Here is a 26,056-nt window from a genome sequence, read left to right as displayed (position 1 = left end):
GGATGATCGACTTTGATTCGGAATCAGACTAAGGAGCCTTCTCTTCGGGGGGGGCTCCATTTTGATCTGATTTCTCAGGTTGATCTGATTTCGCCGGGGCTGGCGTGTTCGTGTTCTCGTCAGTCTCCGTATGTTCGCTTTCGATGGTGGAAGTCTGCGTCGTCGGTTCGGGCGGTGCGATCTGAACTTTGAACCCGGCCAGATTCCGATCCCCCAGCAACCGCTTGCCCAGTTCTTCCCTCAGCAGTTCATCGGTCACTTTCTGTTGCGGAGGTACCAGCACGCCGCACGACAGACAGAACTGAAACGCCTGATCGACGGTGATATTCAAATCCACGATCTCACTTTTCGGAACACTCATCGTATATCCGGTTACCGGCATCGGCGAGGTTGGTACGAGGATCGCCACGAGCGGCTCACCCGCGGTGACCGTCATCTCCAGCATGCTGTCGCCCGTCACAAAGCCGAGCGACCAGATGCCCCGCCGGGGATATTCAACCGCGACGACACGACTGTAATCGACGGTCCGTTCGCTGAAGAAAAAGTCGGTCACCTGTTTCACCGAGGAATAGACGTTGCTCACCACAGGCAGGCGTGCCAGCACGCCCTGCTCGAATTTGTAGACCATCCAGGCCCCGATCCGGGCCGTAACGAAACGTCCCAGGAAGTACAGCGCCACGATCGTCAACACCACCGCGACCGCACTCAGGTTGAACAGACTCTTGAACCAGCGGGTCGTCGCCAGTTCCATGTACAACCCCATCGCAGTCGTCGGCATATCGGAAGCGCGAATCCGTTTCGCCACCTCCCGATAGTCTCGATAGGGCACCGCCCGGTCTCCAAACGGGACCCAGGCCTTATCCGTGAACAGATTACGTGGGATTTTACTCAACGCCTGCTGGTTCATCGCTTCCAGTTCCCGGGCATAATCCCTGCTGACCAGGTAATCGTTGCGACAGTATTCCAGGGGGGGCAGGCTTTCCAGCTGCACGAAATTATCACGTGGCTGGGAGTCGTCCGTAAAGTAGGCGATACAGTAACGGACCGTGGTCGTCGTCGGCGTGATGATATAATCGTTCACGATCCCCGCGACCCAGATCACAATTACCAGTGTCAGAATCGGCGGCAGACTGATTGCCAGTCCCCGCAGAAAAAAGTGATGGGTTCTGCCGATCTTTTTTTTCTCCTTCTTCTCAGGCGAATTCTTATCAGGGGAGGGCGGTGTGGTACTCGGATCCATCGAGATGACTTACCTTATCTCTTGTATTGTATCCACAAAAACAGCAGCCATTTTCGTGGAGTATCGATCTAAAATCTTTAAACGCCAGGGGCTCTGGCTATCACAGCCACGTTGATCTCGCGGGCACCTGCCTCCAGCAGGGCACGGGTAGCAGCATTGGCGGTTGATCCCGTTGTCATGACATCATCGACCAGTAAAATGCGCAGATCCCGGATTCGTCTGGATCGGCGCACTCGAAACGCATCTCGTAAATTGGTTCTTCGCTCAGACGGAGTCAAACTGGTCTGCGCAGGGGTCCTTTTTCGTTTCGCGAGTATATGCACGTCGTATTTGGCTTGCAAGCGGCTCGACAACGCCTCACCGATCAGTCCCGCCGGATTATGAGACCGGTACAGTCGCGATGTCCAGTGCAATGGGACCGGTATAATCAGATCCGGGTCCATTTTCTCCAGCGTTTCCTGATGACGGTAGTATAACAGGCTTCCCAGACCCCCACCCAGAGGGGCTCCCTGGTTTTGCTTCAGTTTTAAGATTAATTCGCGTAACGCACCCTGATATTTGCCCAGCGCGATCGCCCTTGTGAAAAAAAAGCGATCTTTTCTGCAGTAACTGCAGCCTGCGGAAGTCTCCACATGCGGACCCGCCGGCGCGCCACACCGCAGACAGGCCTGATTCAGCACAGGAGCAATCTGTTCGATCCGGGGGCCGCAGTTCGTTCCTGTGCACCTTCGGTTCTCGCCACATAACACACAGCGGGGAGGATAGACAAAATTCCGCCCCGCCTGCTGCCAGCTGCGGGAGAGCGTTTCGAACGGTGGAATCCCCGAATATTTCATGATTTCACCAAAGTCACCACTGGGATCTCGGCTGAATTTCGATATCCTCTGATCATAAGCCAGCAGCGCCGGGAAATACAGATCCAATGTACAGGCCGGGGCAATTTTGAAGATACTACAGGCCGGGCAGGGAAAGTCTTGGAAGACAGCAGCGCAGCAACAGTCATCGTCGGAGGCGGTCTTGCCGGGCTGGCCTGCGCTGCGGCACTCGTGGAACGGGGCAAACCCGTCACCCTGCTCGAGTCGCGTCCCCGCCTCGGAGGCCGCGCCAGTTCCTTTGAGGACCAGCAGTCCCAGACCCTGATCGACAACTGCCAGCACGTCAGCATGGGCTGCTGTCATGAATTCAACCGCTTCTGTCAGACCGTTGGCATCGCAGACTCTTTCGAGCGGGCAGAGCAACTGTTCTTTATCGGACCGGACCGGACAGGGAGCCGCTTCAAAATCAATCGCTTCGCCGCCAGTCCGCTGCTCCCCACGCCCCTGCATCTGTTCCCTGCCTTTGCGCGACTCTCTTATCTCAGCTTCTGCGAGAAACGGGAACTCGCACACGGACTCAAACAGCTGGCACGCACCCGCGTCAATCCGGAAGATGAACCGACGATGGCCGACTGGCTCAAGGCACACGGTCAGTCGCAGACCGTCATCGACCGTTTCTGGAACGTGGTTCTCGTCAGTGCGCTCAGCGAAGATCTGGAACGCATCAGCCTTTCGCACGCCCGCAAGGTGTTCGTCGACGGCTTCCTCCGCGCCCGCAACAGCTGGCAGGTCCTGATTCCGACCACACCCCTCGAACAGTTGTACGGCACCACAATCAGCAACTGGTTGATTCACCGCGGTGCAGAGATCCGGCTCAAGACCGGCGTCAAGCAGATCCAGATCAGCGACGGCCAGGTGACCGGCATCGAACTCCGGGATGGCACGCAGCTGGACGCCGACCGGGTTGTCCTTGCAGTGCCCCACCAGCGTGTCCTCGATCTGCTCCCTGCCGAGTTTCCCGGCTGCGCAGAACTGTCGCGCATCGAACAGCTCGAGGCCGCTCCGATCACCAGCGTCCATCTCTGGTTCGATCGTGAGATCACCCCGCTCCCGCATGCCGTCTTCGTCGACTGTCTGTCCCAGTGGATGTTCAACCGCACGCAGCTCATGCAACAGGAGCCTGACGGACGCTGGTATTATCAGATCGTCATCTCCGCCAGCCATCAGCTGACTGCAGCCGGTCGTCAGGGACGCTCGCAGGACGAGATCATCCAGGATGTCATTTCCGAACTCACCCGGATCTGGCCCGCGACCACCGAGGCCCAACTGCTGCACAGCCGCATGCTCACCGAACATCATGCGGTCTTCTCCGTACAGCCGGGAGTGGATCAGCTGCGACCTGCCCAGCGGACACAGGTCGGCGGCCTGTACCTCGCCGGAGACTGGACTTCGACCGGCTGGCCCGCCACGATGGAAGGGGCCGTCCGCAGCGGATTACTGGCAGCCGAGGCAGTGCTCGACGATCTGGGACAACCTGAGTCACTTTTATTACCTCCCGAAAAAACAGCTTTTCTATCCAAAATGCTATTCAGACTGTAAACTTTCACGCATGTTTCAGCAGCTTACTTCAACTCTGGATCCGAACCGTTCTCAGAAGCAGTCGCTTGCGCACTTCTTTCGCATCATGGCGCTGCTGGTCGGCTTTACGATTTTCGGGACGGTCGGCATTCGGGTCATTGAAGGGGCCTCCTGGCTCGACAGCCTGTTCATGATCGTGATCACCGCGACCACCGTCGGCTATGAAGACCCGGTGTCGCTTTCCGATAACGGCAAAATCTTTATCATTTTCTATCTCATGTTTGGTCTGGGAATTTTTACCTACAGTGTCTCCCAGCTCGGTCAGTGGATCGTTCGCCAGCAAATGAGTTCGGTTCTGGAGAAACGACGCATGCAGAAAGCAATTTCCAAGTTTGAAGGTCACTACATTGTGTGTGGCGTTGGTCGCATGGGACAGTCCATCTGCGAGTACCTGCACGAACGCGAGAAACCCTTCGTGGTCATCGACAGCAACGAAGAGCGTCTGCAGCAGACCTGCGGCGACAAAGGCTGGTTCTACATTCATGGGGACGCCACCGACGATCATGTCCTCAAAAGTGCCGGCATCGAACAGGCGGCCTCCCTCGCAGCGGCTCTTCCGGGGGACGCCGACAATGTCTATGTCGTCCTCACCGCGCGGATGCTGAATCCTCATTTCCAGATCATCGCCCGCGCCAGCGACGACAAGGCCGGCGATAAAATCAAACATGCCGGCGCCAACCGCGTTGTCAGTCCCTTCCGCAGCGGCGCCGTCAAAATTGCCCGCTTTATGATTCACCCCGCTGTGGAAGATTTCGTCGAAGTTGCCAGCAAACACGTAGGCGGTTTCGAAGTCGCCGACCTGCACATCTCGGATGCCAGTCCTTACTGCGGCAAGAAACTGAGCGAAACCGACCTGAGCACCAAGGGCATCATGGTCGTGGGCATCTGTCGCCCCGGTCATCAGCCCCAGATGCCCCCCTCCAGCTCGTCGATCCTCAACGCCGGTGACAGCATTTTCGCCCTCGGTTCTTCGGACGCGATCACTCACCTCATGGAAGAGTTTAATACGTCTCCCGAAGCATCCGCCTGATTTCTGCATTTTGATGCTGCTCCTGTTGTGTTGTGTTTGCACATGAACTTCCCGCACCTCTGCCTGAACAGACTCCCCTTGATTCGCACTTCCCGATTCGTATCCTGTTCCAAATGTGGCTCGCGCGCGAGGCGGGTCTGCGTACACGGGAACATGTCGCACCAGTGACTCAGCAGCACCTGAATCGCCGTCGATTTTCACCAACTTTGCACCGGAACATTTCGCACCCGTTCGCATTGTTCTCTCCCTCGGAGCAGGCCAGATCAGGACAAAATGCAGGACAAAGCAGGACAAAATCCCGGCCAGAACTGGACAAAATCTGGCCACATTGGGACAAAATTTTGTCTTGACACCCACCCGCCATTCAGCAAAATTCACATCCTCATCACATCCTCAATTGTGACGAGCGAGTGCCACTGTCCGCTCGCCCGACAGTGCTTGAACCAGAGTGAAGAAATCAACAACCAAAACATGACTGACTCTTTTTTTCAGATATCCAATAGTCAAAGGAAAAGCAGGGGCCCCATGTGTCAGCCCGCCTGGCGACAATCAAAGCGTGTCAACTTCCGAGGGAATCACATTGTGGCCGAGGGTCTGCTGTAAAACTGGTTTTCAGATCTTCAACAGCAGAAAAGCCAAATTAGCCGCAGGGCGTTAGCCCCGGTTGAAACGACTTTGGTATATCACATCCGAATTAAGAAACACTACCCGGCCACCGGTTGAGTAGCAGTTACCAACCCAGATTACCGGCGGCTAGCGCCGTTCCGCTCAGAAAAAATAACAGGCAGACCACTCATGCCGTCCGTGACTTGCGAATTATAAGCAACGTCACCAGAAACACGCAGATGAAAAGAAAGCACTACTGAATCTGCGCGATGTACAATCAGAACCAGCGCACATTCCTTTCGTGCTTTTCGTGTCTTTCGTGGTAGCAAAAGAAATTTTCGTGGTAGAAAAATTTCGCAGTCTCAATCCCGCACCAGCGACCATTGCTGATCCAGAATCTTCGGAGATACCTTCAAGGCCGTCCCCAGTTTCTGCGCAAACAGCGACACGCGAAATTCCTCCAGCAGCCAGCGGAACTTGATCAACTGCGGATCGATAATCTCCCGCTCATGATGCTGCCGGGCCCGCTGGGCATACATTTCGATGTAACGCGAAATGCTGCGAATATTGGCGATGTCCCGCTGCAATCCGCTGCCTCCCAGCTTGCTCAGTCGCAGTTCGATCCCCTGCAGATAGCGGGGGAACTGCTGCAGCCAGGGGTAAGGCGTATTCACCAGGAAGCGGGCATTGATCAAGGCGTTCAACTGCGTCCGCATGTCGGCCAGCGGCTGATTCCAGGCGGGTACCTTGGTCTGATCCAGCGTGATCTTGATTTTGTGATACTGCTCAAACAGCACCGGCAGCAGACTCGCCAGGTCCTGTGCCGCGACCGGAATCTGGTTTCGCCATTCCTTAAGCAACTGACGATACTCGGCCTCCGTTCGCGGTTGACGTTCTTTCTGCCCGCACAACACCCGCTCCGCCAGCAGTTCGATTAATTGTTCCCGCAGATTGATGCCACCAATCGAAGCCGCATACAGCGAGACCCGCTCCAGGCCCGGCAGATTTTCTACCTGTGCCTTCAGCCGTCGATGCTCGGCCAGTACGAACAGCCGCCGCAGGCCGAACCGTGTTTCATAGGCGGCCCGCTCCGGTGCATCACGCAGACAGAGTGCGACCGACTTTCCCTCATCTACTAAACTGGGGAAACCGGTCAGCGAAAGTTGATCGTGCTGAATCTGCACCTCGGCCGGAAAATCACCGAACGTCCAGTCGGTCAACCCGGTCTGGCTCCAGTGATCATCGGAGAGTGCCGAAAAACTGCTGGCCGCTTTCGAACCGTATTCCTGTCGCAGTTGCGTCAGATTCCGGTTGACGGTGATCGCCTCGCCCTCCTGATCCAGCACGCGGATATTCATCTGCAGATGCTGCGGCAGCCGTTCCGTCTCAAACTGATCTGCGGTGATCCGTTCTCCCGAGATCTGCGACAGCAGCGCCGCGACCTTTTCTTCAAACGATCCCTTACCGAACTCCAGTTGCTTGACGACCTGCTTTGCCGTCTCCGGTGCCGGCACCAGCATCCGCCGGACCGACTTGGGCAGCGCCTTGATCATCGCCGCCACCTTTTCTTCCAGCAGGCCCGGCACCAGCCAGCCCAGTCGTTGCGGCGAAAGCTGATTGAGGCTCTCCTGCGGAATCGAAACCGTCACCCCGTCTTCCGCGGCCCCCGGCTCCAGGTGATATTCGAGCGGAAACTGCATCTTCCCCATCTTGAGGGCGTTCGGGAATTCCGACTCGTCAATCTCCTCCGCCTGTGCGTCGAAGAAGTCTTCCAGCCGCATGTTGAGCAGCGTCGGCGTCTTTCGTCTGGCGACCTTCCACCACTTCTTCAGGCTCACGCCGTCATACACGTCTTCCGGAATCCGCGCATCGTAAAAGGCGAACAGCTGCTCCTGCGAAGGGATCAGGTCGTACCGCCGCGACTTCGCCTGCTGCTGTTCCAGGTCGCTCATGAACTTCTGATTGTGTGCCAGGAAGTCGACGTTGAGCGTGATGTCCCCCTCGACCAGCCCATACTGCAGCATCAGCATCCGCGACTGTTCGGGATCGATCTTGCCGTAATGCACCGAGCGTCCCGGCACGATCGTCAGACCAAACAGCGTCACCTTTTCCGTGGCCATCGCGGACGCCGCATCCCCGTTCCAGCGGGGATTGCTCCAGCTCTTTTTCACCAGGTGCGGTGCCGCGGGTTCGATCCAGTTCGGCGAAATCTTCGCGACCGTGCGGGCATATCGCTTGCTCGTTTCGATCAGCTCCGCCGAGATGATCCACTTCGGTTTCTTCTCAAAAATCCCCGACCCGGGCCAGAGGAAATACTTCTGCCCGCCGGAGCCTGTGTACTCGTGCGAATCCGACCGCATCGCGATGTTCGACAGCAACCCGGGCAGCAATGCGCGGTGAATCGCCGCCGAGTCGTCTTTTCGCGGATGCAGTTTCAGCCCCGTCTCTTCGACCAGCTGACGCAGTTGCCGAAAGATGTCCGCCCATTCCCGCAGCCGGTTGTACGACAGGAAATTCTGCACGCAGGCCCGCCGCAACTTGCCGTGTGACAGGTCCTCTTTAAGCTTGTGATAAAAGTCCCACAGCTTGAGGAAGCTCAGGAAGTCCGAATCGGGATCGCGAAACTGTTCCTGGGCTTCGTCGGCCGCCTGCTGTTTATCGATCGGTCGCTCACGTGGATCCTGCAGTTCCAGGGCTGACGCGATCACCAGAATCTCGTGCAGGCAGTTTTCATCGTGTGCGGCCAGAATCATCCGCGCAATCCGCGGGTCGACCGGCAGTCGACTGATCTGCCGCCCGATGTCGGTCAGCCGGTTCTGTTCGTCAATCGCCCCCAGTTCAAACAGCGTGCTGTAACCGTCGCGGATCGCCGCGGGCTTCGGAGGATCGATGAACGGGAAGTCTTCAATCGCTCCCAGCTTCATATTCAGTGTCTGCAGAATCACCGAGGCCAGGTTGGTTCGCTGGATTTCAGGCGACGTGAATTCATCGCGGCTGTTGAAGTCCGCTTCGCTGTAAAGCCGGATACAGATCCCCGGCGCGACACGTCCGCAGCGACCGGCCCGCTGATTGGCAGACGCCTGCGACACCGCTTCGATCGGCAGCCGCTGGACCTGCGACCGACTCGAATACCGGCTGATGCGGGCCAGACCCGTATCAACCACATAGCGGATGCCCGGCACCGTAATCGACGATTCGGCCACGTTCGTCGCAATCACAATCCGGCGATACGAGGACGGGCGAAAGACCTTGTTCTGCTCTGCCGTCGAGAGTCGACCATAGAGCGGCACAATCTCCGTCTGCCTCCCGCCGTCATCACCGATGATCGAGCGGCCCCGCAACAGCTTCGCCGTCTCGCGAATGTCCCACTCGGTCGGCACAAAGATCAGGATGTCCCCGTCGTCAATCGCCGCGAGTTCATTGACGGCGTCCGCCAGCTGCGACTGTTCGTCGCGGTTACTGTTTTTGCCTTTGCCCTGTCCCTTATCGTCAGGCTCCGCATCAAACGGACGATAACGAATCTCTACCGGATACGTCCGCCCCGAAACATTCAGAATCGGGGCCGGCCCTGCGCTTGATGCAAAGTGTTCGCTGAAACGTTCGGCGTCGATCGTGGCCGACGTGATGATCACCCGCAGATCAGGCCGCTGCGAGAGCAGGCGTTTGAGATAGCCTAATAGAAAGTCGATATTCAGCGAGCGTTCGTGTGCTTCGTCGACGATGATGGTGTCATACTGATTCAGAAAGCGGTCGTTCTGCGTTTCGGCCAGCAGGATCCCATCGGTCATCAGTTTGATATAGGTGTTCGGGTTCGTCGTGTCGGTGAAGCGGATTTTAAAACCGCAGGCGGTTCCCTGTTCGCGTCCCAGTTCTTCCGAGATGCGGGCCGCCACCGATCGGGCTGCGATCCGACGCGGCTGGGTATGGCCGATGATGCCAGTGATACCCCGTCCCATCGACAGGAGCAGCTTGGGCAACTGCGTCGATTTCCCCGAGCCGGTCTCCCCGCAGACAATCACCACCTGGTTGTCGGCGATCGTCTGTTTGATGTGATCCAGTTCTTCATGGATCGGCAGGCTGCCGTCAAACTTGACCTCGGGTCGCAGCTTGAGCCGCTCTTCCCGCCGGGCCAGCGACTTCTGGAGTTCCTCCTGCAGCCGCTTCAGATTCTTATCGAACGGCTTTCTGTTCTTCTTCGCCTGCCGGATCGACCGCAGCCGTTGTGAGAACCGAAACTGGTCGACGACCATTGCCTGCGAGATCAGCCCGGGCAGTTCCGCCAGCGCAGCATTCAGATCTTCACTGGCAGCACCAGTGTCAGCAGCAGCCGAATTCGAATCACCGCGGGACATCACACATCAACGAGGAAAAAAGGGAAATCGTACGATTATACGCATCAGGACCCGCATTATGCAGCCAAAGTTCGGCAGCGCAAAGGGTTTCCGCCGGGTTTTGTAGGAATCAGCGGCGGAACTGTAGTGTTTTCAGAACCACGAAAGACACGAAAAGCACGAAATCATAAGTACCCTGGGTAACCCCGAATGTAATTCGGGGCTGTCGCAGACAGCAGGAGGTCGCAGAGAAATGAAACGAAATAGATTCATCAATCCTCACCAGCACCAGCTGTAGGGGCCACCCTGCGTGGTGGCCCGCCGGGAGAGAAGCAAAGTTACTTGCCGCTCTGAATGGAGCCAGATTACAATATTCAAATGTTCTCAATCGCATCATTTCATAAGAGCAAAGGCCACCAAAATGGCACTCGGCGAACTGTTAAAAATTGTCACACCCCCGGACAAACCCAAAGAGGTGCCCACCAAACCGAACTGGGCCGCCGTCGAAAAGAAACTCGGCCTGCAGCTGCCCGATGACTACAAACGCTACGTCACAAAGTTCGGCACAGGTGTCTTGGGAAGTTTCTTGCGTGTTTATAACCCTTTTTCTAAGCGAGAATATACGTCTCTCCAGAAAAGTGTGGTCAGTGTCTGTGAAATTCATCAGATGCGCTCCGACACTTTTCCCTACGAGTTCTATCCTGAATCACCAGGATTATTACCCTGGGGCAATGATGACAACGGCAACAATCTTTTCTGGTTAACCCGCGGCGCCCGCAACAAGTGGCCAATCGTGGTCTGTTCCGGTCGCGACGATCGTTCTCAACTCTTCGAAATGGGCATGACCGCTTTCCTGGCCCGCACCTTTACCGGCGAGGTCAAATGCAAAATCTGGCCGAAACCGTTCGCGGTGAAGTCGCGACGTTTTCAGTTTCAACCTAATTAACAACCGCCTCCGTTCAGCAATATGTCCATCCCGCCGGGTACGATTATAAGGCGTGCCCTTCTGAATACCGGTGTCATTTTGCTGGCTTGCACTTGCCTCAGGTCACATATAGCATATGTTTGATGTAAGGTTGCTGAGAGTCCCACCTGATTTTCCTGCCTTTTATGTTGCTGTCGTAATTTTCTCGCCCGTATTACTCCATTCGAATGGAACAGCGCTATGCGTCTATCTGCACCCGTCGTCCGCAAACGCGGCTTCACCCTGATCGAACTACTGGTCGTGATTGCCATCATCGCCATTCTGATCGCCCTCTTACTGCCCGCCGTTCAGCAGGCACGCGAAGCGGCCCGCCGCAGTCAGTGCAAAAACAATCTCAAGCAGATTGGCTTGGCGCTGCACAACTACAACGAAACACATCGTGTCTTCCCCCCTGGCTTTATCAATGATACCGGCTGGCTGTGCAATACGTTTATCCTGCCCTTCATGGATCAGGCACCGCTGTATAACCAGTTAAGTCCCAATGGGCCTATGAATCTTTCCAATGCCACCGTACTGGCTCAGGTGCGGACCATTCTGCCCGCGTACCTCTGCCCGTCCAGCGCCGATCCGAATCCGGCACAGAACGCGGATAATAAAGTGAGTGGCGTGGCCATTGGTCTGTCCAACTACCTCGGCTTCAATGGAAATGGTGACTATCGTTGTACTACTTCGAAGCCGAACGGGATGTTCTACATGAATAGTGCCACCAAAATTCGTGATATTACCGATGGTCTGTCCAACACGTTTGCGTTCACCGAAAGAACCACCGTGAACGACGCCGCCGGCACAAATCACATTGGTTCGATCTGGGCAGGAGTCACTCCCTGTGCAGCCACAACGAACAAATTCGAAAACATCCGCTACGGTCTGGTACAGGCACGCGTGGGCTGGTCCATGATCAACGGAACTGGTTATCAGTTCGGCCCCAGCAGTCTGCATGTGGGCGGAGTACACGTTTTACTGGCAGATGGTGCCGTCCGCTTTGCCAGCGAAAACATGGACGCTTCGAACAACCCGAGTACGATTTCCTCTGCTACCAGCACTTACTTCAGACTGGCCGTGATCAATGATGGCCAGGTGATCGGCGAGTGGTAAGACAGAGCTGAATCTGCCTGAAACTGCTTCAAACAAAAAGCTCCCTGCTGATCATCGGCAGGGAGCTTTTTTATTTAACTGTTTTGTGAAACGAATCGCAGGACGCCGGTCTATTCCTTATCCAGGGCAAACGGAAAATCGTTCTCGCCCGCTTTGACTTCCACCGTCAGCGTCGATTCGTTGTTGTATTTCGCAGGGATCGTCTCTTTCATTTCGGTGGTGGTTCCGTCTGCGTTTTCGACGTAGCGTTGTGTCGAAATCCGGACGGTATGCTTGCCGATCTTGGCTCCCTTGTTCTCCGGGTTGTAAGCCAGTTCAAATTTTCCCTGGCTGTCTGTGATCCCCGTCGAAGGCCGACCGCTCGCGGGAGCAAACGTGACCACGGCTCCTTCCACCGGTTCACCGTCCATGACCACCAGACCTTTTACCGACGCGATGTCCGGCTGATCTTCTGGTGTCGGGGCACAACCTGCCAGCAGGGTGCAAACAGCAAAAACGAATCCTGTGCAGTGTAATGACCTCAAAGATAATAAGTGCATCTTGTTCCTGTGTCTAAAAAGGGCGCTCTTTTGAAACTTCAGCTGCGGGTCCGAAACCGTCTGACAACAACCGTCTGACAACGGACCGCTGAAAACAGATTCTATTCTCAGCGATCGCCGGGAAAGTGTAAAGCCAGACGCAAATCTCTTTTCCTGTGAAAGGCAAGATCAGCGCTTCGGTTTTTCAGTGACCGCCTGTTTCACATGCTGATCCAGGAATTTGAGAATCTGTCCGTTCGTTGCCGGAGTATTGAATTCCCGACCGCCGTGCCCGGCTCCTTCAACCACGTTCAACTGCACGGGAACGTTTGCCTGCTTGAGCGCTGCTTCCAGGAGGTGACTCTGATGCACGGGGACCAGCGGGTCTTTTGAACCATGTATAATCAGGAATGGCGGATCCTGTTTATCGATGTAGGTGATCGGGTTCGCCTGTGCGACTTTGTCTTTGTTTTCCAGAACCGGCCCTCCCAGCAGCAGCGATTCGGGAGAGCGGGGATCGTTGTGTTTGAAGCGGGCGTTGGGGAGTGCGTGTGCATCCATCTGCAGAAAATCGGTAGGCCCCCACATGTCGACGACCGCCTGCACGCGGCTCGACTGATCCGCATGCTTGCCGACCGTGCCTTCCAGTGCTTTGTCACCACCACTGGTTCCCAGCAGCGCCACCAGGTGACCGCCGGCTGAGGAACCTCCTACGCCGATCCGGGACGCGTCGTAGCCGTATTCTCTGGCATGCACCCGCAGCCAGCGGATGGCGGCTTTGCAGTCATGGATCTGGGCCGGGAAAGTCGCCTCGCCACTCAGTCGATAATTGATGCTGGCGCAGGCATAGCCGTTCTGCAATCCCAGGGGAACCAGAATACCACCGCGGCCCTTGTCACCGCTCCGCCAGCCGCCCCCGTGAATCCAGACGAGCAGGGGAGGGTGTTTGACGTCCCTGGGAACATACAGGTCGAGCAGCAGAGGCTTGTCATCCACGCGCGCATATTCCAGGTTTCGATGCACGTTCGCATGCTCCTGGACCCAGCGGGGAGCGCCGCGGCGGGGTTGCTGGGCTTGTGCCGCTTCGCTCAGCAGGGTTACCGGGATGAAAAGCAGCAGGATGAAAGGCAGTCGGTCTGGTCTCATGTTGTTCTCCCATAGCCGCGCGGTGATTGCAACGCGCGGTGTACTCAGTTTCATAGATTCAAGGCGCTGTTCGTCATGTAACACAGTTCCCTGGGAACAGTTTCGCAGAGGTCGCCCGCTTTGCATGATTCCTTTTCAATCCAGACAGCGAAACTGGCATTATGTTTATTGATGAGGTGGTCTAATTAACGATGGGGTGGTTATGTATATATCTCGTCAGTCAGCGTAAATACTGGTCTCTGGGGAGCGGAATCAAGGTGCAGTCACAACTGGTGTTACGGTGCTAAATATCAACGCATAAACATGTTGCGATCTGAGGGACTGGTGAAAAAACGCGGTTTGAATTTCAGTTTTTGATCAAATAATGATTGAATTGTTAAAAAACGTTATTAATATTAGTGTGTATATTTTAATAAATATTACATTCTAAATCCCGGTGCCTCGACCGGGTTCTCTGGCCGCTTCCCCTGCTCGCGGGAATGTAGCTCTGGCGCACATTTAGGTCGCTCTTTTCTTATATCTTTTTCCTAATTCAACGAGAGAGTTTCATGCAAGTATCTGTACGTCGTAATCGTGGCTTCACGCTCATCGAACTTCTGGTGGTGATCGCCATTATTGCTATTCTGATTGCTCTGTTATTACCCGCCGTCCAGCAGGCCCGGGAAGCGGCCCGCCGTTCCCAGTGTCGGAACAACCTGAAACAGCTGGGACTGGCCTTCCATAATTACCACGATAATTTCCTGATGCTGCCTACGGGGTATTTCCAGAAGAGCGGATATCAGTCAGGCTGGGTCGCTCGGATTTTACCCTACATCGACCAGGCACCGCTGTATAACAGCATCTCCTCGATTACCGGCGAGATCAACGAAATCACTCCCTGGCGCAGTTCGTCGATCGGTTCGCGTCAGGAATTCACAACGCCGATCAAGGTGATCCTCTGCCCCTCTTCCGAACTGGGATCCACTGCACCGACGCACTCGTCCGTTTCCGGAGATCACGGGGGGCTGCATTACCGGGGGAACGGCGGATCGGTTGACGTCGGACTCAAGTCCGGCTTCTCAACTTCGTCTCATAACTACACAACCTCCGGTGTGATGTATCCGAAGTGCAAGACGCGCCTCAGAGATATTACGGACGGCACTTCTAACACCTTCCTGCTGGGGGAACTCTCTTCCGCTGCGAATGGCTGGGGCGGAAATACCGGCTGGGATGACATGGTGACCTGGACCTGGGCTACCTACTACTACGGCTCGACCTCCGGTTATCTGATGATCGACACCAAACTGGTACAGTATCCCATCGGTTCCGGACTGCACAGTCAGTACGGTGTGGGTTGGCGCAGTCCGCATGTCGGCGGTACGCACATGCTGCTCTGTGACGGCAGTGTCCGCTTCCTGTCCGAAAGTTTGAGTCTGGACCTGTTGAAATCACTGGCCACACGCGGCACCGGTGAAGTTGTGGGCGAGTTTTAAAGTGCAGCTCACGAGAGAGATTTCATCAACAACAATGACTCAGGCTTGAAGAGGACAGGAAAGTATGATTCGTTTATTTAATGTCAAATTGATGCCGGTCTCCGTCTGCCTGCTGCTGGTGCTGCTGACTGGCTGTTTCGGCGGTTCAGACCAGTTGGAGACCGCCGAGGTACACGGCAAAATTACCTACAAAGGTGAGCCCCTTACCATGGGCTCCGTCACTTTTATCCCGGAGGGGCCGGGAAAAGCAGCTGCAGGCGAAATTCGGGAAGATGGTACCTACACCCTGACCACCTACTCCAAAGGGGATGGGGCCACCATCGGCAAGCACGGGGTGATGGTCATCTCGGAAAGGGATACCTCAGAACTTCCTGCTGAATCCGCGGAAGCGAATGTGGATCTGTCGCTGATTCCCGAGAAGTACAGCATGAGTCCCAAGACCTCGGGGCTGACGGCCGAAGTCAAAGCGGGCGACAATGAAATCAATTTTGATCTGGAGTGATGTTCTATCAACTCTGAATTGACAGGCAATCGTTGCCGGGTGAGTACGCCTTCGTGCGTGGACCATTGCGGGCGACGAGTCATTCGGGCGCTGATCAGACCATAGTTGACAGTTCCAGAACAGATTGAAGGCGAGAGGCGATCTCTTTCTGCAGAGGGAGATCGCCTTCTTTTTTTACTGGCAAGGGCAGCCGGCCTCAGATCAGTGAATCGATGGTGATCATCACCAGGATCACAACGCCGATCGCCAGCTTGCCGACCACGCCCAGCAGTCGACCGACAAACGCGGCTCGGCCGATTTCCATCCGGTCCACTTCGAGGTTCCCTTTCCAGATTTCTCCCACGTACGCACCCAGGTACGCACCAACCGAACCACCGACGATCGCTCCCAGAACCGTGCCCACGGGGGGGAACACGGGAGTCCCGACTGTGGCTCCGACGATACTCAGCAGAAAGGTCCCCACCAGCGCCAGAATCATGGCGCGACGGCTCGCCCCTTTCTTCGCTGCGCCCGCAGAACTGCCCAGCGCTTCGACTACTTCGCCCAGTCCCGCCAGGACGATGGCGATCACGATCACGGTCTGTGATAACCCTGTTCCGTCGTGCTCCGGCATGAACAGGTAAAACAGGGCCGACACAAATACCATGATCCAGTTGCCGGGAATCAGGAACAGAATCGAGGCCCAGGAGGTCAGGTTCACGAGAAACAGCAACAGCGCCATCAGGTAATAAAAAGTGAAAGGGAGCCAGTCGTTCAGCCACTCAAAGGACATTATTTGATACCTGATTGGAGAATGTTTCCTGATTGCAGCCCTGCAGGCCGTCCCCCACCGGGAACAGCAGGGCCTGACTGCTGTTCGTCAATCGCCATAAATTATTACAGAATGGAAAAATAAAGACGAACGTAAAGCCGCTTTTTGAGGTTAATTAGTAGTGCGAGGTGGGTATAAAGCACTCATTGGTGTTCGTGTGAATACATGTCTGTGCCGGCTGAAGGGACAATGATTGTAATTGTCTCCCTTCAGGGGTAAAATCTGATATTTGACCCACCATTGATGGACGGATCTTCTTATAATCATCAATGATGACCGATGTCAGTAATAGTCGGGTTGTATTTACCTGGTCCATCACTGACGGCGTTCCGTATTTCCCGCGTTGAAGTCCGGAGCGTGTGCTTGAATTACAGTCTCATCCTAAGGAGCAGACCGTGAGTATTGCCAATTCTACCAGAGAAGTTCATGTCGAAGAAATTGTCGACGTAGAGCATCGCAGCTGGCTTAATATGAAGGAAGTCCCCGCCTGGTTTATCAGCCTGGGGGTCCACCTGCTGATTCTGTTTGTACTGGCAAGCATCACCCGGATTACGCTCCTCGATTCCGAAAATGCGATTATCTCGTCCATCGAAGAACTGGACGATAATGTTTTCAAACTCGATCCCACGATTCAGGACGTTGTCGGTTCCGCCGGCGATACCGAAATTCTGGCCCCTTCCATGGCAGCCGCCCCGGTCTCTGCGAAAGAGCAGCAGGAAGCGCTGCAGGATCAGCTGGAAAACGATATTGAAGCGCCAGAGCCAATCTTCGATGACAACGTGACTCAGCCCGCGCAGGAAGAGCTGACGGCTGCAGTCGAAGTCACCGGAGAAACCGACCGGCCTGGTGGAGTCGCCGGCGCCATCGATCGCCTGACACTCGAAATCGCAGCCGCCGTCAAAGAGAAAAAAATGCTCGTCGTCTGGCTGTTCGATGTCTCTCCTTCAGTCAGCCAGCGGCGTAACGAAATCGCCGACCGCTTTGAAAACGTCTACAAGCAGCTCGGTATTCTGGAAGCGGCCGAGAGTGAAGATTCACTGAAAACCGCTGTCGCTGCCTTCGGGGCAACGACCCAGTTCGTGACCAAAGACCCCGTCAGCGATGTGAAGGAAGTCGTCTCGCAGATTCGTTCGATCAAAGAAGACACCTCGGGCGATGAAAACGTATTCTCAGCCGTGACCCAGGTCTCCAAACGCTGGCTCTCGTATAAACGCTCCAGCCGCCGCAACATGATGGTGATTGTCGTGACTGACGAAGCAGGCACCGATGCGGTCGCGAATCTGGAAGAAACCATCCTGCTCACCAAACGTAACGGGATTAAATGCTACGTAGTCGGCAACGCCTCCCCCTTCGGTCAGCAGGAAGTGATTACCAAGTTCGAAATCGAACCGGGTGTGAAAGTCGATGCTGTCTCTGAAACCGGTCCGGAAACGGTCATGGCTGAACGCATTAAACTGCCCTTCTGGGGACAGTCGGATTATGACATTCGCCAGATCAGTTCGGGCTATGGTCCCTACGCCCTGACTCGTCTTTGTGCGGAAACCAACGGGATTTACTTCATCACCGAAGATACCACTCCCACCTTCGAAGCAGCCGACATGCGGGCTTACCATCCCGATTACATTTCCATTCGCGATTACAAAATGATGCTCGATAAGAATATGGCTAAACGGGCGCTCGTCCAGACAGCTACGGCAACCCGCCTCTCCAAACGGCGGTTGCCGCAGCCGACACTGGAATTCGCTGCCAACACGGACAACGTCCTGCGGCAGGCCGTCACTGCCGCGCAAAAGCCGGTCTCGGAACTCGACTACGGTCTCAATGAACTGCAGATGATGTTGGAACAGGGACTGAAGGATCGCAAGAAAATCAAAGAACCCCGCTGGCGGGCCAACTACGATCTGGCTCTGGGCCGCGTACTCGCCAATCGCGTGCGGGCCTACGGTTACAATACCGTCCTGGCGGAAATGAAAAGCAATCCCAAAGTCTTCGAGACGAAAGGGAACAACGCCTGGAGACTGGTGGCAGCCAAGGATGTCCGCTCCAGCCCGTCAGTACGAAAACTGGAAAAACAGGCGATGGAACTGTTAAACGGTGTCATCGACGAACATCCCGGAACCCCCTGGGCCTACCTGGCAGCCAAAGAGCTGGAAAAACCGCTGGGCTGGAAGTGGCAGGAAATGAAAATGAACCTCGACGGCAGCGGGAACCGGGTCCGCAAACCAAACCCACGTTTTGAAGAAGAGCAACGTAAGAAGAGAGAAGCTCTCAAAAAACGGGGGGTCAACGGAAACCAGCCACTGAAGATCTGACCATTGTTAACTGATTACATAGATTCCATTTGAGTATCATACAGCTTCCCCTGAGATTGCAGGGGATGCTGGTTTTCTACAATATCATTTCAACTGATTTTTCAAGACTCGTTTCAGCACATTTGTCGCTGGAACAAAGCAGGCACAACACTTCGTCAGCAGTTCGCTGAGAAAGTGCCGGGGGGATTATTACTGATGGCTCAAGCGCGAGACTATTCAGCTTTTTTCACTTCGTTGATCGTTCATGCCGTGATCCTTCTCGGGATGGGACTGATCCATCATCAGCTTACGAGCAACGAGCCCGAAGTCGCCATCGAAACCATTTTCGATGACGAACGCGATCAGGCCGAATTCGAACAGGTGCTCGAAACCAATCTCGAAGTCTCGGAAAATCTGAGCGTGACATCCGGCGGTATGGTCTCCACCAACGTCGGTGCCTCGACTGCTCCCGCGGTCTCTTCGCAGAAGATCGAAACCTCCGAGAGTCTCAAAGAACCCGAAATCAAAATCAACGCGGGCGAAATCACCGCCCCCGGCGAAGACATCCTCGGCGAAGACCTGGGAGTCGGCGAAGTCACCGGTGAAGTCGGTGCAGTTGTCGATGGATACGGCACCGCCATGAGCCGGATTTCCAAAGAGCTGATTCGTATCATGCGGGAAGAAAAAATTCTCGTCGTCTGGCTCTTCGATGAATCCGGAAGTATGAAAGACGACCAGAAAGAAATCGCCGATAACTTCAACAAGATCTACAGCGAACTCGGGATCGCTGCCAAAAAGGAAAAGAACACCCGTGATCGGGATCAGACCCTGCTGACCTCCATTCTCAGTTACGGTGCCACCGTTCACGTGCATACCCCGAAACCGACTGTGGATGTGAAAGAGGTCCAGGACGCGATCGGCAAAATTCCAATCGATGAAACAGGTCTGGAAAATATGTGCCAGACCGTGGCAGCGACCATCGATAAATACAACACGATGGCCCGTAAAACCGATCGTCGACTCTGTATTGTCTGTGTGACCGATGAGTCCGGCGATGATGGTGCCGCAGTCGAAGAAGTCATTACCCGGGCCAAACGGTCCAAGTCCCCGATCTACATCCTGGGACGAGAATCGGTCTTCGGTTATCCGTACGCCCGCCAGATCTGGCACGATCCCGTATATAATCTGCCCCACTGGATCCAGATTAATCGTGGGCCGGAAACTGCATTTCCGGAAGCCCTGCAATACGATGGACTGCACGGTCGCTGGGATGCCTTCTCCGCCGGATTCGGACCTTACGAACAGGTTCGTATCGCCCGCGAGACCGGGGGAATCTTCTTCGTTCTGCCCGGCAAGGAACAGCGCCTGGCCGGGGCCGGCAGCAATCAGGATCGGCAGTTCCGCTTCCAGGATATGAAAGAATATCAGCCTCTGCTGCTTTCACGTCGTGAATACGATGCGACCCGGAGTGCCAGCAAGTTCCGTTCTTCGATCTGGAAAGTCATCGTCACCCTCAATCCACATCTGGACAAGCAGTTGAATGTACGGGAACTGTATTACCCGATCGAAAAGAAAGAGTTCTATGAAACCGGCAGCAAAGAAGTTCCCAAGGCCATTCGTGCCATGGGGCTGCTGCAGAAAGCCGTCGATATTCTGGAAGAAATCGAGCCTCTGCGGGCGCAGGAGAAATCCTCTCGCTGGAGAGCTGCTTACGACCTGACGCTGGCGCAATGTCTGGCTTACCGCGTGCGACTCTTCCAGTACTGTCTGGCGATGGACCAGCATGCCAAAAACATGCCTGCCCCCAAGAAGAAGATCAGCAACGTCTGGAATGTCCGTCGCCGCAAAGAAATGCTGCCTCCCGATCCAGTCCAGGTCAAGCTGACCAAAGTCAGCCCCGAAGAACTGGATAAGCAGTTGAAAAAATCGGAAGCCCAGTATAAGTTCGTCATCAAAGAGCATCCCGGAACCCCCTGGGCACAACGGGCACAATATGAACTGAATCTGGGATTCGGCATGTACTTCGCCGAAGGATTCCACGATCCGCGATACAAAAAGATCGGCAAGGAAATCAAAGTTCCCAAGCTGTAAACCGGCTGGAATTACTAAAGACTCTTTACAGAACAGGGCACTTTCCGGAAAAATCTCCGGGAAGTGCCCTGTTTCCTTTTAACGGGTACGAACCCTGCGTAGCATATAGACTGTGTCCAGTTTTACTGTAGCGTCTCCAGGGCCATTTGGACCGAGTATATTAAATTGAGAAACGCTATGTTTAAATGCGACGCGCTCTAGAGACTGAGAAAGAACCTCTGATTTTCCCATACTCGCTTCCAGGAGTTTTTCACACGATGAAGAAGTACCGCTCGAACACTTATTTCAATGCATTCACCGGCCTGATGGCAGCGCTCGTGATTTCCTCCGTTCTGGGGACCACGGCTGTTTACTCCGGAGAAAAAAATACGGAGTCCGCAGAAGGCTGGATCGATCTGTTCAACGGCAAAGATCTTACCGGCTGGCAGATCGCAGAAGGGGGACCCTTCGAAGTCAAAGATGGGACGATCGTCGTGACGGGCAAACGTTCGCACCTGTTTACCAAAGACGAGTTCAAGAACTTTGAATTCAAAGCCGACGTCATGACCACCCCCGGCAGTAACTCCGGGATCTTCTTCCACACCAAATTCCAGGAAGAAGGCTGGCCAAAGCAGGGCTACGAATCACAGGTCAACGTGACCCACAAAGATCCGGTCAAAACCGGCAGTCTCTACAATCGTGTGAAACTCTTCAAGACACCTGCCAAAGACAACGAATGGTGGACCCAGCACATTATCGTTAATGGTCGTCACGTCATCGTCAAAATCAATGACGAAACCGTCATCGATTACACCGAGCCCGAAGGTGCCACCGGTTATCCTTCCCTGGGAGAAAAGGGCAGCTTCGCTCTGCAGGCCCACGATCCCAAGAGTGTGGTTTACTACAAGAACATCAAAGTAAAGCCACTGGCTGACTGAGCCTGAGCGCGTTATATTAACAGTCTGATACCGGCCCTCGTTGCAAAACGAGGGCCGTTTGCATTCAAGTCGAATCTGATCCGGAGAACCCTTCGTGAAACCGGGATACAATACCAACGGCCTGGCCTTCCATCGCTGGGATGATGCCATCCGCCTGATCGCCGAGACCGGTTATACCTCTGTCGCGATCACCGTCGATCACTATTGCCTCAATCCGTATGCTCCCGATCTGCCTCGACAGATTGTCGCTATGCAGGAGATGCTCGCCGAATTCCAGCTCTCCTCGGTCATCGAAACCGGGGCCCGCTTTCTGCTCGATCCCCGGGTGAAACATGAACCGACCCTGGTCAGTCCTAACCCGGAAGAACGCAGCCGCCGTATCGACTTTCTCAAACGCTGTGTCGACCTGGCAGCGACCCTCAATTCGGATGCTGTCTCTTTCTGGGCCGGTCAACTCAAGGAAGACCTGCAGCGAGAGGAAGCTCTGCAGAGACTGGCGGCCGGCTGTCGCGAGGTCATCGACCACGCTGCGGCACAGAATGTGAAGCTTGCCTTTGAACCGGAACCGGGGATGCTCATCGAAACCCTGTCCGATTTCACAGAACTGCTCACCCTGGTCGATCATCCCTGCTTTGGTCTGACTGTCGATATCGGACATCTGCAGTGTATGGGAGAACTTCCCATCAGTCAGCATCTGCTTCCCTGGCGCGAGCGCATCTTCAATATTCACATCGAAGATATGCAGCAGGGCGTGCACGATCATCTCCGCTTCGGTGAGGGGGAGATCGACTTTAACGATGTGTTCGCGGGACTGAGGCAGATCGACTACCAGGGAGGCCTGCACGTCGAACTCAGTCGGCACAGCCACATGGCACCTGAAGTCCTCCGCGAATCCTGGTCTTTTCTTGAGTCCTGCCTGAAATCAGCCTGAAAGTCTCGCCAGCCCGGATGTACTTTCGTTCCATTTGAAGATTTCCTCCTGTCCCGGTTGTGCCGGTTATGCTGCCTGCAATGATTAGATCAGGCACGTTGCAGCCTCCCGCCTCTGGTTCTCGATATAAATATAGAGCGGGCAGGAACGCGCAGTTGGCATGAGGGCGACGGGCAGGGAGGACAGTCTCGGTTCGTCGATTCCCGGTCCGCGCTGCGTTTGTAGATCCAGGCACTTTTTTCGATCTCAAGTCAGCATGGCCTCTTCCATTACGAAAACCTTTGATCTGTTAGCGCAAAGCAGAAATTCCAATGCCATCAACGCATTGATTCTGGCTTTGGACGTCGACGATGATCTGATTCGAGAGCAGGCCGTCTTTGCACTGCTGCAGCAGCAGAGCGCCCGGGGGCTGGTGGAAGTCATCCGGCGGTACGCGACGCATTCCCCCGCCATTCGCAAACTGCTGGAAACGCATTCCAAAGCCCTCGATGCCGCCATCCGGCAATGCCTGCTGCATGGCAACCGCGAATTGCAATACTGCGGCCTTGAGTTTGTCCGCTTAAACCACGATTTCAGACAGATCCCCGCCCTGATTGATCTCTTCGAGAACAAAAGACTGGTCAACCATCAGCCCGACCTGGCAACACAGACACTCCGGCATCTGATCGGACAGTTGTATGAACATTTCCTGGATCGCTCGGTCGACTCGGTCTACTCGCGCTCGTTTCTGAAGAATGCCAAGGCGATCCGCCGCGAGATCCTGAGTTCCCTGATGAAGGCGTCCGAACACCTGCAGGAATTCGATCGGCCTGAAGAAATTATGGAAAGCCTGCTGATCCTTGGAAACGTCGATGACGCTGCGATCCGCAAAATACTCTGGCACTCCGACCCGGAAACGAGACGACTGGCCGAACAGGTGCTCCGGGAAAGCAAGCATGTCGGCGTCATGCAGCTCATCTGTGATTTCACCGGCGTCAGCTATCCGAACACCAAGGCGCTCGAAGCACTCGCAGAACGTCAGGATCCCGAGTTCATCGCACACCTGCTCCGCTGGCTGCCGGAACATCCTTCTGAACTGCAGCAGACCAATTTCAGACAGATCGGCAAAATCGTCTGGCTGGATGTGGAACAGCAGGATTTTACAAAGATTCCACCTGTCCTGCAGACCGCCGTCATTCGACTGATCAGCCTGCTCGAACTGGATCTGCCCAGCAAGAAACACGCGCAACGCTGGATGCTGCAGCACGGGACGCCTGCCGCTAAAGAAGCGGCCATCTCGATCCTGCGCAATCCCGATCCGACCGAAGTCGCTGAGATGGTCCTGGAAAACCTGGATTCCGAAGATCCGGTACAGCAGGCCTGGGCGACCTGTCAGCTCCGTGCGCAGCATGTACCCGATGCCATGAATCTGCTGATTGAAAAAATCGACAGCCCCATTGAAGAGGTCAGGGAAGCGGCCCGCAAGGAACTCGCCAGTTTTGATGTCGACTTCGTACTGGAACACTTTGAGGGATTCAATCCGCAGGTTTGCCCTTCCGTTGGTAAACTGTTGCTGAAACTCGATCCCCGTTGTCTGCTCGAATTAAGTCGTGCGATGGCACATCCCCTCAAAAAACGTCGTATCAAAGCAGCTCGCTGTGCGCAGGTACTGGAGCTGCATGGAGAACTGATCCCGGCCCTGGCTGCGTTGACCGAAGATTCGGACGATCTGGTTCGCAGGACCAGTGCTGAAATTCTGGGAACACTGTCTGTGCCCGCAGCCCGACAGGCGTTGATGCCTTTGTTGACCGATGAAAACACGCGCGTTCGTGAAGTCGCCGTCAAAATTCTGCGTGTCCCTGAGAAAACCGATTCGACTGCTGTCAGTCCTGAGAGTGAAAAGGAAGAGTAACGCATGAATTTCGATTTCTGGCTGATCCTCGCCGGTCACACGGATGAAGTCTCACGTGCCTTTCGCAATCGAGGCATCCTGCAGGAGAACTGGTTACTGATCTCAGCGACCATCGCCATCGGCTCCGTCTGGCTGGGCCTGTATCTCTGGGAAAATCTTCAGATCCAGCGCAAAGCCAGTGCCGATACACCACTCGGCCTGTTTTACGATTTGTGTAAAACACATCGCTTGAGCCGCACCGATATCACTTACCTGCTCAAAGCCACCGATGAGCATGCGCAGGAACAGCCCGCACTCGTGTTTGTCGATCCCGGCATACTGCACCATTACGCCACCGATGGCGGGACCGATGCCCGTTATTACGAAGACCTGGCCAGAAAACTGTTTCAGCCTTGAAAGCTGGTTTTGGAAGTCAGCTCTGTCGCGCGATGTAATATTCATGCAAAACGTCCTGCGACAACTGATGGCATTCCAGAACTCCCAGACCGGCTGCTTCCAGACAAAGGCAGAGTGCTTCTTTACCACGACGCTTGCCGCTCTGAGCATGACCAGCCAGACTCCGCACACCGCAGATCGACAGCAGCAGGGCCGACAGCGGATGCTGCAGGTTCTCGTCCCTGTTGCGCGACAATGCGAGCTCCCGCAGCAGCAGGAGGCCATCGGATCTGAGAGCCGACTGCACTTCCCGCAGCATCTGGTCCTGATCGTTTCCATCCAGATTCACATCAAAGGCGGTAATCAGGTCAAAGGCATCGATGGCGTGAATGGCTGTCAGGTCACGCTGGAAGAACGACACATTTTCGAGCTTCCGCGAGACGGCACTTTGTCGCGCCTGTTCAATCAGCTCCGCAGAGGGATCATAGCCGACAAAGCGACTTTCCGGAAACGCGGCCGCCAGTTCCAGGAGTGCCGCGCCATCACCGCACCCCAGGTCCAGCACATCCAGACCTTCACAGAGCCGCATGATCAGACCGGGGACCAGTGGCAGAATCGACTGGAAGAGCTGGTTTGTGAATGAGGCTGACTGCTCTGATTTGTGTGCGGTCAGCAGGCGGTCGCCTGTAGCTTCAGGCAACGCGGTTCCCTCTGACAGACAGGCGGCGAGTTCGTCTTCCAGTTTTCCCAGCAGGGGCAGCCAGCGGAGGGCCTCTTCGTATTGCGTTGAACCGGTGAGGATCTCTGCATGTTCCCGTGGGAGACGATACGTCTGAAAGATCGGGTCGTAATCGATCAGCCCGCCTCCCAGCATGGCCGACAGCCAGTCAGCGACATACACGGCATTCAAACCAGACTCAGCGGCAATTTCCTGGCACGTGGCATGGTCCAGCTGACTTAAGACCTTCCATAAACCCATTCGATACCCCAGCGCGATCATCAGCGCCAGGCTCCCCTGGTTGATTTTCTGTTGTAACTGGTTTTCGAAGGCGGCGGTCCGTTCCGGCGAAATTGTCAATTCAGCAAAACTGGTCGTCATTCAAAGTCCCCCTCGATGAAAATGAAGTTGCGTGTTCCTCGTTGCCATACCAGGCGCAAAAGCAGGGAGACTGTTACAGTTTTTTTGAAAAGTTTCAGAAGCAGCGTTTGAGGAGGAAAAAACCTCATTCAGGGCAGGGGGGTAGAATGTTTGTAAGGCATTGTTTTGAAACAGGATATGTAAACACTGGCAGTCCAGCGTTGCTTGGATTTAAAAATCTTTCAACTCTGGGCGGACAACAACTGTTTTGTTCTGTACAATCACTTAGTTGT

The 26,056-nt window shown here is 55.1% G+C and carries 19 protein-coding genes; 12 read left to right on the top strand and 7 right to left on the bottom strand.

What is annotated here, in order from left to right:
- Positions 1 to 28 precede the first annotated feature (28 nt).
- A complete protein-coding gene (locus tag Enr10x_RS26375) occupies positions 29 to 1,240 on the bottom strand; it encodes a DUF502 domain-containing protein (RefSeq protein ID WP_145451980.1) in 1,212 nt (403 codons plus the stop codon).
- 77 nt (positions 1,241 to 1,317) lie between these two features.
- Positions 1,318 to 1,683 (bottom strand): ComF family protein, encoded by a 366-nt coding sequence (locus Enr10x_RS30450; protein ID WP_232093481.1) that lies wholly within the window; start codon positions 1,681 to 1,683, stop codon positions 1,318 to 1,320.
- Positions 1,684 to 2,214: 531 nt separating this feature from the next.
- On the opposite strand from Enr10x_RS30450, the gene hpnE reads away from it, so the two are divergent.
- Positions 2,215 to 3,654, top strand: coding sequence for a hydroxysqualene dehydroxylase HpnE (gene hpnE, locus Enr10x_RS26365; RefSeq protein ID WP_197997377.1), 1,440 nt, complete (start codon positions 2,215 to 2,217; stop codon positions 3,652 to 3,654).
- A 10-nt stretch (positions 3,655 to 3,664) separates the two neighbouring features.
- Complete coding sequence (locus tag Enr10x_RS26360; RefSeq protein ID WP_145451975.1) at positions 3,665 to 4,723, top strand: potassium channel family protein; 1,059 nt, start codon at positions 3,665 to 3,667, stop codon at positions 4,721 to 4,723.
- A 968-nt stretch (positions 4,724 to 5,691) separates the two neighbouring features.
- On the opposite strand, the gene hrpA is transcribed toward Enr10x_RS26360, so the two are convergent.
- The gene (gene hrpA / locus Enr10x_RS26355; protein WP_145114589.1) at positions 5,692 to 9,681 is read right to left on the bottom strand and encodes an ATP-dependent RNA helicase HrpA; all 3,990 of its coding nucleotides are present in this window, start codon (positions 9,679 to 9,681) and stop codon (positions 5,692 to 5,694) included.
- A 400-nt stretch (positions 9,682 to 10,081) separates the two neighbouring features.
- Here hrpA and Enr10x_RS26350 point away from each other — a divergent pair, with 400 nt between their 5' ends.
- Positions 10,082 to 10,606, top strand: a complete 525-nt coding sequence (locus Enr10x_RS26350) for an SMI1/KNR4 family protein (protein ID WP_145114587.1) — start codon at positions 10,082 to 10,084, stop codon at positions 10,604 to 10,606.
- Positions 10,607 to 10,825: 219 nt separating this feature from the next.
- Entirely contained in the window at positions 10,826 to 11,740 is a 915-nt protein-coding gene (locus tag Enr10x_RS26345) for a DUF1559 domain-containing protein (RefSeq protein ID WP_145114585.1), read from the top strand.
- A 110-nt stretch (positions 11,741 to 11,850) separates the two neighbouring features.
- On the opposite strand, the gene Enr10x_RS26340 is transcribed toward Enr10x_RS26345, so the two are convergent.
- Complete coding sequence (locus Enr10x_RS26340; protein WP_145114583.1) at positions 11,851 to 12,279, bottom strand: transthyretin-like family protein; 429 nt, start codon at positions 12,277 to 12,279, stop codon at positions 11,851 to 11,853.
- A gap of 168 nt (positions 12,280 to 12,447) precedes the next feature.
- Positions 12,448 to 13,404: an alpha/beta hydrolase gene (locus tag Enr10x_RS26335; RefSeq protein ID WP_145114581.1), complete on the bottom strand. Its 957-nt coding sequence runs from the start codon at positions 13,402 to 13,404 to the stop codon at positions 12,448 to 12,450.
- A gap of 548 nt (positions 13,405 to 13,952) precedes the next feature.
- Here Enr10x_RS26335 and Enr10x_RS26330 point away from each other — a divergent pair.
- Together Enr10x_RS26330 and Enr10x_RS26325 are read left to right on the top strand one after the other, a co-directional pair.
- Positions 13,953 to 14,876 (top strand): DUF1559 domain-containing protein, encoded by a 924-nt coding sequence (locus Enr10x_RS26330; RefSeq protein ID WP_145451974.1) that lies wholly within the window; start codon positions 13,953 to 13,955, stop codon positions 14,874 to 14,876.
- A 64-nt stretch (positions 14,877 to 14,940) separates the two neighbouring features.
- Positions 14,941 to 15,378, top strand: a complete 438-nt coding sequence (locus Enr10x_RS26325; protein WP_197997376.1) for a hypothetical protein — start codon at positions 14,941 to 14,943, stop codon at positions 15,376 to 15,378.
- Between the two features lie 196 nt (positions 15,379 to 15,574).
- Here Enr10x_RS26325 and Enr10x_RS26320 read toward each other — a convergent pair whose 3' ends face one another.
- Positions 15,575 to 16,150 (bottom strand): DUF456 domain-containing protein, encoded by a 576-nt coding sequence (locus Enr10x_RS26320; protein ID WP_145451972.1) that lies wholly within the window; start codon positions 16,148 to 16,150, stop codon positions 15,575 to 15,577.
- Between the two features lie 434 nt (positions 16,151 to 16,584).
- Between Enr10x_RS26320 and Enr10x_RS26315 the strand changes: the two genes are divergently transcribed.
- From Enr10x_RS26315 to Enr10x_RS26290, 6 genes are all read left to right on the top strand, one after another.
- Positions 16,585 to 18,501 (top strand): vWA domain-containing protein, encoded by a 1,917-nt coding sequence (locus Enr10x_RS26315; protein ID WP_145451970.1) that lies wholly within the window; start codon positions 16,585 to 16,587, stop codon positions 18,499 to 18,501.
- 195 nt (positions 18,502 to 18,696) lie between these two features.
- Positions 18,697 to 20,571: a vWA domain-containing protein gene (locus Enr10x_RS26310; protein WP_232093143.1), complete on the top strand. Its 1,875-nt coding sequence runs from the start codon at positions 18,697 to 18,699 to the stop codon at positions 20,569 to 20,571.
- Between the two features lie 257 nt (positions 20,572 to 20,828).
- Positions 20,829 to 21,488 carry a 3-keto-disaccharide hydrolase gene (locus tag Enr10x_RS26305; protein WP_145114569.1) on the top strand — a complete coding sequence of 220 codons (660 nt, stop codon included), beginning with the start codon at positions 20,829 to 20,831 and terminating at the stop codon, positions 21,486 to 21,488.
- 94 nt (positions 21,489 to 21,582) lie between these two features.
- Positions 21,583 to 22,419, top strand: a complete 837-nt coding sequence (locus tag Enr10x_RS26300) for a sugar phosphate isomerase/epimerase family protein (RefSeq protein ID WP_145451969.1) — start codon at positions 21,583 to 21,585, stop codon at positions 22,417 to 22,419.
- Between the two features lie 256 nt (positions 22,420 to 22,675).
- Complete coding sequence (locus Enr10x_RS26295) at positions 22,676 to 24,310, top strand: HEAT repeat domain-containing protein (RefSeq protein ID WP_197997375.1); 1,635 nt, start codon at positions 22,676 to 22,678, stop codon at positions 24,308 to 24,310.
- 3 nt (positions 24,311 to 24,313) lie between these two features.
- Complete coding sequence (locus Enr10x_RS26290; RefSeq protein ID WP_145451965.1) at positions 24,314 to 24,706, top strand: hypothetical protein; 393 nt, start codon at positions 24,314 to 24,316, stop codon at positions 24,704 to 24,706.
- 16 nt (positions 24,707 to 24,722) lie between these two features.
- Here the strand turns inward: Enr10x_RS26290 and Enr10x_RS26285 are convergent, their stop codons facing one another.
- Complete coding sequence (locus tag Enr10x_RS26285) at positions 24,723 to 25,784, bottom strand: class I SAM-dependent methyltransferase (RefSeq protein WP_145451964.1); 1,062 nt, start codon at positions 25,782 to 25,784, stop codon at positions 24,723 to 24,725.
- Positions 25,785 to 26,056 lie beyond the last annotated feature (272 nt).

This window comes from Gimesia panareensis, from assembly GCF_007748155.1.
In the GTDB taxonomy this organism is placed as follows: Bacteria; Planctomycetota; Planctomycetia; order Planctomycetales; family Planctomycetaceae; genus Gimesia; species Gimesia panareensis.
Note: the sequence above shows the minus strand (reverse complement) of the source record. Positions and strands in the feature narration are given on the sequence as shown.